At 73.9% G+C, this 13,106-nt stretch carries 11 protein-coding genes; 2 read left to right on the top strand and 9 right to left on the bottom strand.

Annotated elements, in window-relative coordinates:
- Positions 1-7 precede the first annotated feature (7 nt).
- From OG335_RS12385 to OG335_RS12370, 4 genes are read right to left on the bottom strand one after another with little or no spacing between them, the layout of a single operon-like run.
- Positions 8-1,069, bottom strand: coding sequence for an ABC transporter ATP-binding protein (locus OG335_RS12385; protein ID WP_405011149.1), 1,062 nt, complete (start codon positions 1,067-1,069; stop codon positions 8-10).
- A 15-nt stretch (positions 1,070-1,084) separates the two neighbouring features.
- Positions 1,085-1,909 (bottom strand): ABC transporter permease, encoded by an 825-nt coding sequence (locus tag OG335_RS12380; protein WP_405011148.1) that lies wholly within the window; start codon positions 1,907-1,909, stop codon positions 1,085-1,087.
- On the bottom strand, positions 1,897-2,889 hold the full coding sequence (locus tag OG335_RS12375; protein ID WP_405011147.1) for an ABC transporter permease: 993 nt from the start codon (positions 2,887-2,889) through the stop codon (positions 1,897-1,899). Before OG335_RS12375 ends, OG335_RS12380 begins: the two co-directional genes overlap by 13 nt.
- An 8-nt stretch (positions 2,890-2,897) precedes the next feature.
- Positions 2,898-4,064, bottom strand: a complete 1,167-nt coding sequence (locus OG335_RS12370) for an ABC transporter substrate-binding protein (protein ID WP_405011146.1) — start codon at positions 4,062-4,064, stop codon at positions 2,898-2,900.
- 302 nt (positions 4,065-4,366) lie between these two features.
- Between OG335_RS12370 and OG335_RS12365 the strand changes: the two genes are divergently transcribed.
- Positions 4,367-5,146, top strand: a complete 780-nt coding sequence (locus tag OG335_RS12365; protein WP_405011145.1) for a GntR family transcriptional regulator — start codon at positions 4,367-4,369, stop codon at positions 5,144-5,146.
- A 143-nt stretch (positions 5,147-5,289) separates the two neighbouring features.
- Here the strand turns inward: OG335_RS12365 and OG335_RS12360 are convergent, their stop codons facing one another.
- Positions 5,290-6,882 (bottom strand): TauD/TfdA family dioxygenase, encoded by a 1,593-nt coding sequence (locus OG335_RS12360; protein WP_405011144.1) that lies wholly within the window; start codon positions 6,880-6,882, stop codon positions 5,290-5,292.
- A gap of 387 nt (positions 6,883-7,269) precedes the next feature.
- Between OG335_RS12360 and OG335_RS12355 the strand changes: the two genes are divergently transcribed.
- Positions 7,270-8,493 carry a hypothetical protein gene (locus tag OG335_RS12355; RefSeq protein ID WP_405011143.1) on the top strand — a complete coding sequence of 408 codons (1,224 nt, stop codon included), beginning with the start codon at positions 7,270-7,272 and terminating at the stop codon, positions 8,491-8,493.
- Between the two features lie 157 nt (positions 8,494-8,650).
- Here the strand turns inward: OG335_RS12355 and OG335_RS12350 are convergent, their stop codons facing one another.
- From OG335_RS12350 to OG335_RS12335, 4 genes are all read right to left on the bottom strand, one after another.
- Positions 8,651-9,697, bottom strand: a complete 1,047-nt coding sequence (locus OG335_RS12350; protein WP_405011142.1) for a LacI family DNA-binding transcriptional regulator — start codon at positions 9,695-9,697, stop codon at positions 8,651-8,653.
- A 35-nt stretch (positions 9,698-9,732) separates the two neighbouring features.
- Positions 9,733-10,638, bottom strand: coding sequence for a carbohydrate ABC transporter permease (locus OG335_RS12345; RefSeq protein WP_405011141.1), 906 nt, complete (start codon positions 10,636-10,638; stop codon positions 9,733-9,735).
- A gap of 1 nt (position 10,639) precedes the next feature.
- Positions 10,640-11,554, bottom strand: a complete 915-nt coding sequence (locus tag OG335_RS12340) for a carbohydrate ABC transporter permease (protein ID WP_405011140.1) — start codon at positions 11,552-11,554, stop codon at positions 10,640-10,642.
- A gap of 80 nt (positions 11,555-11,634) precedes the next feature.
- Entirely contained in the window at positions 11,635-12,951 is a 1,317-nt protein-coding gene (locus OG335_RS12335) for a sugar ABC transporter substrate-binding protein (RefSeq protein WP_405011139.1), read from the bottom strand.
- Positions 12,952-13,106: the final 155 nt, after the last annotated feature.

Below are 13,106 nucleotides of genomic sequence, written 5' to 3'. Positions count from 1 at the left end.
GGGATGATCAGGAGGCGCGGTGGTCGACGAGCACCGGCCGCTCGGGCAGGGCGAGTTCGGCCCGCCCGCCGATCGGCAGCGCGGCGGCCTCCGCGGTGGGCAGGTCGGCCTTGACCGTCGTGCCGTCGGCCAACCGTACGGTGAGGCGGGTGACCGCGCCGAGGAACGACGCGGCGACGACCTGCGCCGGGCCGTCCGCGGCGGGGGTGAGCCGGACGTTCTCCGGGCGGACGAGCACGTCGACCCGGCCGTCGGCGGGCAGCGTGCCGTCCACGGCGTGGTGGCGGCCGAGCACCTCGACGCCGTCGCCGGAACGCTCGGCCGGGATGCGGCTCATGGTGCCGACGAACTCCGCGACGAACGCGGTCGCCGGGCGGGCGTACAGCTCGGCGGGGGCCGCGCACTGCTCCAGCCGGCCGGCCCGCAGCACGGCGACCCGGTCGGCCATCGACAGCGCCTCCTCCTGGTCGTGCGTGACGAACAGCGTGGTGATGCCGAGCTCCTGCTGGAGGCGGCGGATCTCCTCGCGCAGGCTGAGCCGCACCTTGGCGTCGAGCGCGGACAGCGGTTCGTCGAGGAGCAGCACGCGGGGCTCCAGGGCGAGGGCGCGGGCGAGCGCGATGCGCTGCTGCTGGCCGCCGGAGAGCTGGTGCGGGTAGCGGGCGGCGTGCTGCGGCAGCCCGACGAGCTCCAGCAACTCCTCTGCCCGGGAGCGCCGTTCGGCCTTGCCGATGCCGCGCATCCGCAGTCCGAAGGCGACGTTGTCGACCGCGCTCAGGTGCGGGAAGAGGCTGTACGACTGGAAGACCATGCCGGCGTCGCGGCGGTGCGCGGGGATCGAGGTGATCGCCGCGCCGTCGACCAGGACGTCCCCGCCGTCGTGGGTCTCGAAGCCGGCGAGGATGCGCAGCGCGGTGGTCTTGCCGCAGCCGGACGGGCCGAGCAGGGCGAGAAGTTCGCCCGGTTCGACGGCCAGGTCGAGGCCGTCGAGGGCGGTGGTGGCGCCGAAGGCGCGGCGCAGGCCGCGGAACTCGACGGTGGCGCCGGAGGTACGGGTCACGGTGCTCATGGCAGGGACTCCGGGTCAGGAGGTGGAGGGTGCGGTGCGGCGCTCGCGGCCGGCGGCGGCGAGCATCAGCAGCAGCACCCAGGTGATCAGCAGACTGAGGACGGACACCGCGACGGACATCCGGCCCTTGGAGTTGCCCACCGAGTACACCCAGACGGCGAACGGCTGGTACCCGAGGATCGAGGCCGCGGTGAACTCGCCGAGGACCAGCGCCAGGGTGAGGAACGCCGCGTTCAGCAGCGCGCCGCGCAGGTTGGGCAGCACCACGGTGACGACCGCGCGCGGCCAGCCCGCCCCGCAGTTGCGGGCGGCCTCGACGAGGGTGCGCACGTCGACCGCGCGCAGGCCGGAGTCGAGGGCGCGGTACGCGAGCGGCAGCGACATCAGCACGTACGCGACGACCAGCACGAGCGGGAACTCCGGCTGCTGCACGAACACGACCGTCTGGAAGAACGGCGTGTCCATCAGGTGGTCCGGGCCCCAGCGCAGCACGCCGATCAGCCCTGCCGTGAGCGCCACCGGCGGCACCACCAGCGGCAGCGTGCAGACCACTTCGAGCACCGTGCGCAGCCGGGCCGGGCCGAGCCGGGCGGCGATCAGCGCGGGCACCAGCAGCGCGAGCAGGACGACCACGGTGACCGCGGCGAGTTCCAGCGTGAGCACCAGGGAGTCGGTGAAGCCGGGCGCGGACAACAGGCCGGTGTAGGCGGCGAAGTCGACGCCGCCCGGGCTGTCGACCGAGAACCACACCGAGGCGGCCATCGGGACGAGGAAGTACACGCCCGCCACCAGCAGGACGGCGCCGCGCCACACGCGCAGCCGGGAGATCAGCTCAGCCATCGGGCACTCCGGCGCTGGAGGGGCAGGTACACGGCCATCACCAGCACGGCGACGACGATCATGTCGAGGCTGAGGGCGAGCGCCAGGTTGCCCTGTCCGACGAGCACGTTGCCCGACAGGGCGTCGGCGATCTGGCGGCTGATCAGCGGCACGGTCGCGCCGACCATCGCGGAGGCGGTGGCGTACGCGGCGAACGCGCTGCCGAAGAGCAGCACGAAGCCGCCGAGCAGCGAGGGCAGCAGGATCGGCAGGGCCACGTGACGCCAGTACTGCACCGTGGTCGCCCGGTTGTTGGCGGCGGCCTCGCGCCACTGCCGGCGCAGGCCGTCCAGGGCGGGGGTGATGGTGAGCACCATGAGCGGGACGAGGAAGTACAGGTAGGCGACGGCCAGGCCGGTGAAGCTGTACAACGACCAGCCGTGGTCGGTGAGGTGGAACATCTTCGTCACCTCGCCCGCGTTGCCGAGGGTGGCGACGAACGCGAACGCGAGCGGCAGGCCGCCGAAGTTGGCGAGCACGCCGGAGGCGGTCAGCACGGCCTCGCGGACGACCCGGAAGCGCGAGGTGACGACCGCCTGGGCGAGCGGCAGGCCGATCGCGGTGCCGATCAGGGCGGTGACCGCGGAGAGTTCGACGCTGCTCAGCAGCGCCGTCCGGTACGCGCCCTGCACCGAGTCGGTGAGGTTGGCGGTGGTGAAGGAGCCCGCGCCGCTCTCCGCGTCGGAGGAGAGCGTGAACGCGCCGGTGACGATGGCCACGGCCGGCAGGCCGAAGCCGATCGCGAAGAACGCGAGCAGCGGCAGGGCGGCCGTCCAGGGGCCGGCGGGTGTGCGGCGGCGGCGACGTCCGGCCGCGGCCGCGGGTGCGGGTGCGGGTACGGCCGGGGATGCGGGTGCGGGGGAGCCGGGGGCCGGGGCCGCCGGGCCGCCACCGGGGAAGGTGGCGGCCGGCGTCGGCACCGGGGTGGGAGCCGTGGTCATGGTGCCCGTCAGCCCGCGATCGCCTTGGCCCAGCCCTCGGTCACGGCCTTCTTGGCGGCCGTGATCTGGTCCTGGGACGGGAAGGTGGTGAAGGGCTTCTCGACGACCGGCAGCTTGGCGGCCGCGGCGGTGTCGAGGGTGCCGTCCTTCTTCAGGGCGTCGAAGAGGGCGGGGGTGGCGTAGCCGCCGAGGAAGAGGTTCTGGCCCTCGGCGCTGAAGAGGTACTCCTGCCACAGGCGGGCGGCGGCGGGGTGCGGCGCCCAGGTGTTGATGCCCTGGTTGTAGTACTGCGCGTAGCTGCCGTCGGTGGGCACGGCGACCTGCCAGTCGATGCCCTTGGTCCTGAACTCGTCGGTGTAGCCGGCGTTCAGGTACGACCAGTCGATCGAGATCGGGGTCTCGCCCTTCTCGATGGTCGCCGGGGTCGACTCGACAGGGTTGAAGTTGCCGGACTGCTTCAGCTTGCCGAAGAAGTCGATGCCGGGCTTGATGTCGTCCAGCGAACCGCCGTTGGCCAGCGCCGCCGCGTACACCCCGCCGAACGCCGAACCCGACTTCGTGGGGTTGCCGTTGAGCGCGACCTTGCCCTTGTACTCCGGCTTGAGCAGGTCGGCGAAGGTCTTCGGACAGGTGCCGATCTTCTTCGCGTCGCAGCCGATCGAGATGTAGCCGCCGTAGTCGTTGACCCGCAGGCCCGCCGGGTCCTTCATGGTGTCGGCGACCTGGTCGAAGGAGGCGACCTTGTACGGGGCGAGCAGCCCGTCCTTGGCGGCCTGCAGGGCGAAGGCGCTGCCGAGGTCGACGACGTCGGGGGCGCGGTCCTGGCCCTTCCGGGAGGTGATCGCGTTGATCTCGTCCTGGCTGGAGCCGTCCGGGTTCTCCTCCTCGACCTCGATGCCGTACTTGGCCTTGAAGCCCTCCAGGATCCTGCCGTAGTTCGCCCAGTCGTGGGGCAGCGTGATGACGTGCAGCTTGCCCTCCTTCCTGGCGGCGGCGACGAGGGCGTCCATGCCCCCCAGGTCGGCGGCGGAGGTGGCGTCCTTGGCGGACTTGGCGCCGGCCTTGGCGTCGCCGGAGGCGGCGGTCGAGCCCGCGGAACCGCAGGCGGACAGGGAGAGCGCGGCGGCGGTCAGCACGGCCGCGAGGGCGGCGGCACGGGCGCGGTGCACGGTCACGAGTGGTTCTCCTGGTGAGGGCTGCGGCGAGCGGGTCGCCGAGGCTGTGCGCCGGACGGGCGCGGGATTCGCATGGAGGGCGCCGGTGCCGTGGGCCGCCAAGTTGGCCAGCCAACTTCACCGACGTCGTAAGTACGCCGGAGCCCGGTGACGGCAGGGTGAACGGACATCGCGGGCCAGGGGGCGGCTGCGGGAACGGTGGACACCGGGCGGAAGCCGGTGATCGACAACGGTTACAGTCGGTGCCGTCCGCGCCGAACCACCGCGCAGGACACCACCGGTGGAAAGGACACCCGAGCGACATGGCATCCGACCCCGAGCCCGGACCCGGCCGCACGACCGGCTCCCTCTACCGCACGGTGGCCGCCGACCTGCGCGAGGGCATCGCCGCCGGCCGCTTCGGCGAGGTGGGCCGCCTGCCCGCCGAGGGCGCCCTCGCCGAGCAGTACGGCGTCTCCCGCGGCACCGTCCGGCAGGCCCTGGCGCTGCTGCGCGCCGACGGCCTCGTCACCTCGCGCCGCGGCACCCGCCGCGTCGTGCTCGGCGCCGCCCGCGTGCAGAGCTTCTCCGAGCTCCTGAGCTTCACCCACTGGGCCCGCTCCATGGGCGAGGAGCCCGGCGGCAGCCTCGACTCGCTCGTCCGCCGCCGTGCCGACGCCACGGAGTGCGAGCAACTGCGCCTCGAACCCGGCACCGAGGTGTACGTGACGCTCCGACTGCGCACCCTCTCCGGCACCCCGGTCATGGTCGAGCGCACCGTCTACCCGCCGCGGGTCGGCGAGATCGTCGCCGAACTGCCGCCGGACGCCGTCTCGCACACCGAACCGCTGCGCGAGCACGGCATCCTCTTCACCGACGCCGACCACACCATCGACGTGGTCTCCGCGAACACCGACGACGCCCGGCTGCTCGGCTGCCGCCGGGGCAGCCCGCTGCTGCGCGAGAAGCGCCGCACCACCGACCCGACCGGCACCCCCGTGGAGTGGTCCCAGGACCGCTACCTGCCGGGGACGGTGGCCTTCAGCATCCACAACTCGCTCGCCTCGTCGGCGCTTTCACGCCACGCGCGGGACGGCGACTGACCGCGGCGGACCACGCCCCCTGCACCCGTCCTCGTACCCGCCGCCCCTGCACCCGCCGCCCCTGCACCCGCCGCCCCTGCACCCGCCGCGCCCGCCGCGCCCGCGGCCACGGCCCCTGCGTCACGCAGGGGCCGGTGCCCGGGTCAGGCCGGAGCGTGTGCCATCAACCGGGCCAGCAGCGGCCGGAAGTGGGCGAACGGCGGGGCCTCCGTGGCTGCGTCCTTGGCCCCGTCGTCCCAGCGCCGCACCGCGACGGCGTCCGCCGCACCCGGCAGGGCCGCGAACGCCTCCGCCTCCACCGCGTCCATCGGGCCGCCCTGCACCCCCAGCGTGTACACGGACGCCGGCGACAGCCCCGCCGCGTACTCCGGCTCCACCGCGCACAGGTACCGCTTCGCGGCGACGTGCAGCCGGACGGGCCCCGTGACGTCCGGGCCGAACCACCGGGCCAGCCGGTCGGCGCCCGCCGAGCCGTGCCGGTTGTCCCGTCCTTCCATCAACTCCTGCCCCGAGCCGCCGAAGTGGCCGAGGTCGTGCAGGAGTGCCGCGGCCACCAGGTGGTCCGGCGCGCCCGCCGCCTCGGCCAGCGCACCGGCCTGCCGCATGTGCTGCGCCAGGGTGACGTCCTCGCCGAGGTACTCGGCCGCCCCCTCGCCCTCGAACGCCTCCTCCAGCTCGTCCAGTGCGGCGGCCCGGCGGCGCAGCACCGCGAGCGCGGAGACGAGGGAGTCGAGGTCGGCGTAGCAGCCCTGGAGGTGCCGTCGGCCGTCCTGCGCGAAGGCCGTCCGGGCGTGCAGCACCCGGGTGTTGTCGAAGATCAGGCAGTCGCCGGCCGTCAGCCGCAGGCCGAGCCGAAGCTCCGGCCGCAGGATGACGCGGGCGAACCGCCGGTAGGCCGCGTAGAACGCGTCGGCCTCGGCGGCGGGCAGCCGCAGGGTGCCGGTGGAACGGTTGTTGAACCGTACGCCGCGGATCCGGCCGGACCCGTCCGTCTCGATCAGCGGCCGCTCGGCGCGCAGTTCGGTGCGCCGGTCGCGGAAGACGAACGGAACGGGGGTCCGGGTCAGGACGGCGAAGTCGTCCGGCGCCTCGGCGCGCAGCGCGGCGGCCGCGGCGAAGCCGTCGACGAGTCCGGAGTCGCCCCCGGTGGCCGCGTCGTGCAGGCAGTGCAGGAGCTGCAGGGTGGGCACCGGGTCGCGGTAGGGGTTGTCGGTGTGCGGGGCGACGGCGGTGGTGGTGAAGGCCAGGTTGTTCGGGTCGGGTTCGACGCGGACGTCGAACAGCTCGCCGTAGTTGGTCTCCCGGACGAACCCGAAGCTGCGCGCCACCGCGAGGACCTGCCCCTCCTCCGCCGGTACGCCGCGCAGCAGGGCGAAGCCGGAACGGAGCACGGCGGTGAGCACGGCCGCGCGCTCGTCGGGGTCGTCGCGGTGGGCGGCCCAGGCGGCCTCGGGGATGCCACGGGCGAAGTCGGCCGCCTGCCAGAGGCGTTTGGCGTCCTCGCCCCGGCCGTCCGTCTCCGCGGGCGCGTCGAGGAACCCCGCGGGGTACCGCGAGAGGTGGCCGTCGGACCACCTGATCTCCGGGGCGTCCGCCGGGCCCGACCGGGCGGTGATCGCCAGGTCGTCCGGCAGTTCGTGGATCTGGAAGAGCTTCTGGCCGCTGCGCGGGTCGCGGCAGCCGGTGCAGGGGCAGTTGTCGCGGAGCCAGTGGGGCGAGAGGTGCGTCGGGTCCATCGGTCCTCCGGTTGTACAGCCAACTCTGTGGCCCATCAGGCTGGACCGGCCCGGCCGACGGGGGCCGTCCGCCGGATGGCGCGCAGGCGAACTCCGGGCGCACCGCCGGACGTGCCGGGGCCGCCGTGTCACCCGATCGGGTTGACTGCACCCGGTCCGTGGCACGGTCGCTCGCCCGGCCGCCTCCCTGTTGATGCACTCGTTCCGAGCGGCCCGGCAGGGGCCGCGGCGGGTCATGGAGGACGGGGAGGCCGCCGCATGGAGCGGGCAGCAACGGCGCGGACGGCAACGGCGCGGACGGCAACGGCGTGGACGGCAACCGCGCGACGGGCATCAGGACGAGAGGGCTCAGGACGAGAGGGCTCGGGGCGAGGGGCGCCCGGGCCCGTGGCACGGCCGGTGCCGGTCCGCCGGGCGGGCCGACTCGTCCGCCGGGCCGCCGTCATCCTGGCCGCGCTCGCCGCGGCCACGGCCGCGGCCCCGCCGGCCGCCACCGTCCCGAACGGCGCTCTGAACGGCGCCCCGATCGGCACCCCGGACACCACCCTGACCGGCGCCCCGTCCGGTGTCGCGTCCGGGCCGGGCGGCCTCAGCCGGGAGCTCCGCGCGGTGCGGGCGACGGGCCCGCACACGGCGTGGGCGGTCGGGCACGAGGAGGACGCGCAGGCCCGCGCCCCGCTCGTCGAGCAGTTCGACGGCCGGGCCTGGCGGCGGGTCGCGGTGCCGGGCGGCCCCGGCGGGCTGGACGCGGTGCTGCCGCTCGGCCGACGGGACGTGTGGGCGGTCGGCAGCGCCACCGGCCCGGCGGGCGACCGCGGTCTCGCCCTGCACTTCGACGGCCGCGCGTGGCGCGAGGTGCCGCTGCCGGACGAGCCCGCCGGGCGCTCCGCGCACCCCTTCGCGCTGACCGCCGACGCCGACGGCGTCTGGGCGGTCGGGGCCGGCACCGGCGAGCGCACCGCCGACCCGCGCCCGCTTGCCTACCGGTGGGACGGCACCGCGTGGCACCGCACCGACGTCCCGGCGCCCGGCGGCGACGCCGTGCTCCTCGCCGCCGCGGCCGACGGCGCGGGTGGGGTCTGGGCGGTCGGTGCGGCCTACGACCCGGACGGCACCGGACGGCCGCTCGCCGCGCACTGGGACGGCACCGCCTGGCGGCTCCTCGACGTGCCGTCCACGGACGGGGCGAGCACCACGCTGGAGGCGGTGGCGGCCTTCGCCCCCGACGACGTGTGGGCGGCCGGCGGCACCGGCCCGGCCGACGGCCCGACCGAACCAGCCCTCCTGCACTGGGACGGTGCCCGCTGGCGGCCCGCCGAGGCCCCCGGCGCCGTGGACGGCGCCCTGCACGCGCTGGACGCCGCCGAGGACGGCGTCCTGTGGGCCACAGGGGAGCGCCCGTCCGGGGGACCGGGTGTCGCGCGGCGCGGCCGGGGCGGCCGCTGGTCGTACCCGCCCACCGGACGGGAGGCGTCAACGGAGAGCGCGGCGTCCCTGCTGTCGGTGGCGGCGGTGCCCGGCACGGACGGCGCCTGGGCGGTCGGCGTGACACCTCCGCAACTCGGGGACACCTGGCAGGCGGTCACCGAATGGCACCGGCTGCCGCGCTGAACCGGCCCCGCGCTGAACCCGCCCGGCGGAGGGCAGGCCACCCTCCGCCGCGCTGGGTCGTCCGGTCGCGGGCGCGGCCGGGACGAGACGGGACGGGGTCGGGGACGGGACGGGGACCGCCCCGGGCCGCCGCTCCGGCTGCCCGGGGCGGTGCGGGTCACGCGGACTCCCGCACCACCAGCTCCGTCGGCAGGATGACGCTGGCCGGCTCCTCGCCGGCGATCTGTGCCAGCAGCAGGCGGACCATCGAGTCGCTGATCCGGTCCCACGGCTGCCGGATGGTCGTCAGCGGCGGGCGGGCGCCGAGTGCCACCGCCGAGTCGTCGAAGCCACCGACGGCGACGTCCTCCGGCACCCGCCGGCCGCTGCGCTGCAGGGCGTCGAGGGCGCCGTCGGCCATCAGGTCGGAGGCGACGAAGACGGCGTCCAGGTCGGGGGCGGCGGCCAGCAGGCGGGCGATGCCGTCCTCGCCGGCGGCGCGGCTGTAGTCGCCGACGGTGACGAGGGCGTCGTCGTGGGCGATGCCGTACTCGCCGAGCACCTCGCGGTAGCCGTAGAGCCGCTCGACGCCGCCGGGGGTGTCCTGCGGGCCGGCGATGGTGGCGATGCGGCGGCGTCCGGCCTCGATCAGGTGCCGGACCATGTCCTTGGCGCCCTCGCGGTCGTCGGCCGCGACGTAGGAGACCCGCCCGCGCTGGCCGAGCGGCTTGCCGCAGGAGACGACCGGCAGCTCGGCCTGGCGGAGCTGGTCGAGCATGGGGCTGCCGCTGTGCGAGGAGACGAGCAGCACGCCGTCGACGTGGCCGCCGGCGAGGTAGCGGGTGACCCGTCGCTGCTCGGCCTCGCTGCCGGCCGTCATGAGGATGAGCGGTATGTCGTGCTCGGCCAGTGCGGCGGTGCAACCGCGCAGCAGGGTGGTGAAGTTGGGGTCCTCGAAGAAGCGCTCCTGCGGTTCGGTGAGCAGGAAGGCCACCGAGCCGGAGCGCTGCATGACGAGGCTGCGGGCGGCGCGGTTGACGACGTACCCGAGCTTGTCGATCGCGGCGTTGACGGCCTCCAGGGCGGCCGGGCTCACGTTGTGGCCGCCCTGGAGGACGCGGGAGACGGTGCCGCGCGAGACGCCGGCCTCGGCGGCCACGTCGTGGATGGTGGGCGCGCGGCGGGTCCGGCCGGCTGCCCGTCCGCGGGGCGCGGGTTCCGTCATGGGGTGGATCCTCGTCGAATGGTGCCGATGAACAGTCAGGACTTTACGGCTCCGGAGAGCAGATCGATGCGCCAATACCGCTGGAGTCCGAGGAACAGCGCGATCAGCGGAAGGATCGACAGCAGGGCGCCGGTGATCACGAGGGTGTAGAGCGCGGGGGCGTTCGCCCCCTGCTGCAGCAGCGAGTACAGGCCGACGGTCACGGGGAACTTGTGGTCGTCGCCGAGCATGATGTACGGCAGCAGGAAGTTGTTCCAGATCGCCACGAACTGGAAGAGGAAGACGGTGACGAGGCCCGGCACCATCATCGGCAGCGCGACGCTGCGGAAGAGCCGCCACTCCTTGGCGCCGTCGACCCGGGCGGCCTCCACGACCTCGTCGGGGATCGCGGCGGCGGCGTAGATGCGGGCGAGGTAGATGCCGTAGGGGCTGACGATGCTCGGCAGCAGCACCGACCAGTAGCTGTCGGCGAGGCCGGCCTTCGCCATCAGCAGGTACTGCGGGACGGCGAGCGTGATCGGGGGCATGAGGACGCCCGCGAGCAGGATGTTGAAGAGGGCGTTGCGTCCGCGGAAGCGGTACTTGGCGAGGGCGTAGCCGGTGACGCCGGAGAGCGCCGCGGAGAGCAGGGCGCCGACGCCGGCGTAGAGGGCGGAGTTGGCCATCCACTGCCAGTAGACGCCGTCGCGGTAGGCGGAGAGCTCGGAGAGGTTGTCGAGCAGGCCGCTGCCGGGGGAGAAGGTGAAGGTGGTGAAGAGTTCGCCGCTGCTCTTGGTGGAGGCCATCACGACCCAGAGGATCGGGATCAGGCAGTAGACCGCGCCGAGCAGCAGGAGCAGCGAGGGGATCCACGCGGAGCGGCGAGGCGGGGCGGCGGCGTTGCCGGGGGTGGTGCCGGCGGCGGGGGCGGTGCGGCGGCCGGTGGCCAGGGCGGTACTCATCTCAGCTGCCTCCGTCGGAGCGCTTGTTGACCAGCTTGAGGAAGCCGAAGGACAGGAGGAGGGTCGAGCCGGCGACGATCACCGAGGTGGCGGCGGCGGAGTAGATGTCGCCCTGGACGAACGCGTCGCGGTAGACCTTCATCAGCGGGCTCCAGGTGGAGCTCATCGAGTTGGTCAGCGGCTTGAGGGTCATCGGCTCGCTGAACACCTGCAGGGTGGCGATCATCGAGAAGAAGAAGGTGAGCACCAGGGAGGGCGCCACCATGGGGATCTTGATCCGCAGGGCGATCTGCAGCTCGGAGGCGCCGTCGAGGCGGGCGGCCTCGTACAGTTCGGCCGGGATGGCCCGCAGCGAGGTGTAGATGACGATCATGTTGAAGCCGGTGCCGCCCCAGACCGCGATGTTGGCGAGGGCGACGAAGAGGCCGTTGCCGTGCAGCAGGTCGGGCCCGCCGATGCCGGCCTTGTCGAGGATGAAGTAGCCGGGGCTGACGGTCGGCAGGTAGAGGAAGCCCCAGAGCAGGGACGCGACGATGCCGGGCACCGCGTACGGCAGGAAGATCGCCAGTCGGGAGAAGGCGCGCAGACGTACCCGCGGCACGTCCAGCAGCAGGGCGAAGAAGAGGGCCGCGCCGAGCATCGTGGGCACCAGCAGGGCGCCGTAGAGCAGGGTGCGGCCGGAGCCGGCCAGCAGCTCGGGATCGGAGATCGCGGAGGTGTAGTTGGAGAGGCCGGCCCAGATCTCCTGGCGGGCGTGCGCGCCCAGGCCGAGGCCCTTCACCCGGACGGCGCGGAAGCTCAGGTAGACCGCGTAGCCGATCGGCAGGGCGAAGAAGAGGGCGAAGAGGACGACGGCCGGGGAGAGGAAGCCGTAGGGGGCGAGGCGCCTGGCAGGCCTGGTGTTCGGGGAGGCCATGGCAGTCCTTGGGGTGCTCGGGGGCGGTGCCCGGGGCCGCGCAGGTGGCGGCGGCCCCGGGCCGGACGGTGCGGGAAGGGTCAGCCCTCGGTCGTGAAGCCGTTCTTCTTGAGGTCCGCGACGGTGGCCTGCTGCATGGCGGTCAGCGCGGCGGAGAAGTCGCTCTTGTCCTGCGCGGCCTTGCCGAAGGCGTCCTTGAAGGTGGAGTACGCGACGTTGACGTTCGGGCCCCAGGCGGCGGGGGCGGTGGTCTTCGCGATCTCCGCGGCCCTGGTGTAGAAGTCGGGCTGGTTGGCGAAGAAGTCCGGTGCCGTGGCGAGGGCGCCGCCGGTCTGGGCGGCGGTGGCCGCCGGGTAGATGCCGGCCTCCTTGACCAGGGCGGCGACGGCCGCCGGGTCGGTGTTCAGCCAGGTGGCGAACTGCGCGGCGGCGTCGGTGTGTCCGGCCTTGGCGGCACCGGTGGTGACGCCGGTGGTCGAGCCGCCCCAGCTGCCGGTGACGGACTCGCCGGCGTTCCACTGCGGGAGCGGGGCGATCGCCCACTTGCCCTTGGTGTCGGGCGCGGAGGAGGTGAAGACGCCCGGCGCCCACACGGCCGAGACCCAGGCGATCTGGGTGCCGTCGTTGAGGGCCTTGCTCCAGGCGGGCGTGTACATCGGCTGGTTGTCGATGGCGCCCTCCTTGACGAGGCCGCCCCAGAAGTCGGCGACCTTCTTGGTGGCGCTGTCGTCGAGGGCGACCTTCCAGGTCTCGCCGGAGGTGGTCCACCACTTGGCGCCGGCCTGCTGGGCGAGGCCGGCGAAGAGGCCGGAGTCGTTCGAGGAGAAGGTGGTGAGCGCCTTCGAGGCGTCCTTCTGCTTCAGCTGCCGGGCCGCGTCGGCGAACTCCGCCCAGGTGGTGGGCACCTTGAGGCCGTACTGCTGGAAGAGGTCCTGGCGGTAGTAGAGGGCGAGCGGTGCGGTGTCCTCGGGGATCGCGTAGACGGCGTCGGAGCCGAGCGTCACCTGCTGCCACACGCCCTCGGCGAACTTGCTCTTCGTGTCGCCGGCCTGCTTGGAGATGTCGGCGAGGACGTCGTTGCTGACCAGGGTGGGCAGCGCCTGGAACTCGGCCTGCACGAGGTCGGGGGCGTTGCCGGCCTTGGCGGCGGTGATGGTCTTGGTGACCAGGTCGTCGCCGGAGGCCTGCTTCTGCACGGACACCTGGATGTCGGGGTGCGACGTGTTCCAGAGCGCGGCGACCTTGTCCATGTTGGGGGTCCAGGACCAGAAGGTGAGCTTGACCGGGCCGGCGGCCGGCTTGGCCGCATCGGAGTCGGTGCCGCTGCTGCCGCACGCGGTCAGTGCGAGCGTGCCGCAGAGCGCGGCGGCCGAGGCGAGGGCGAGGCGACGGTGCATGGATCCTCCCGTGGATCACTGCGTGGGGGAGCGAGGTGGGGGTGAGCGGTGAAGGGCGTGCGGTGAGGGTTGTGCGATGACCGGCGCTGGTTCCCGGTGACACCCGGAACCGCGACCGTCGCTTGTGCACGTTCACAGTACGGAAACGCGGCGGA

The organism is Kitasatospora sp. NBC_01539, from assembly GCF_045040525.1.
In the GTDB taxonomy this organism is placed as follows: Bacteria; Actinomycetota; Actinomycetes; order Streptomycetales; family Streptomycetaceae; genus Kitasatospora.
This window is presented reverse-complemented; position numbering and strand designations above follow the sequence as displayed.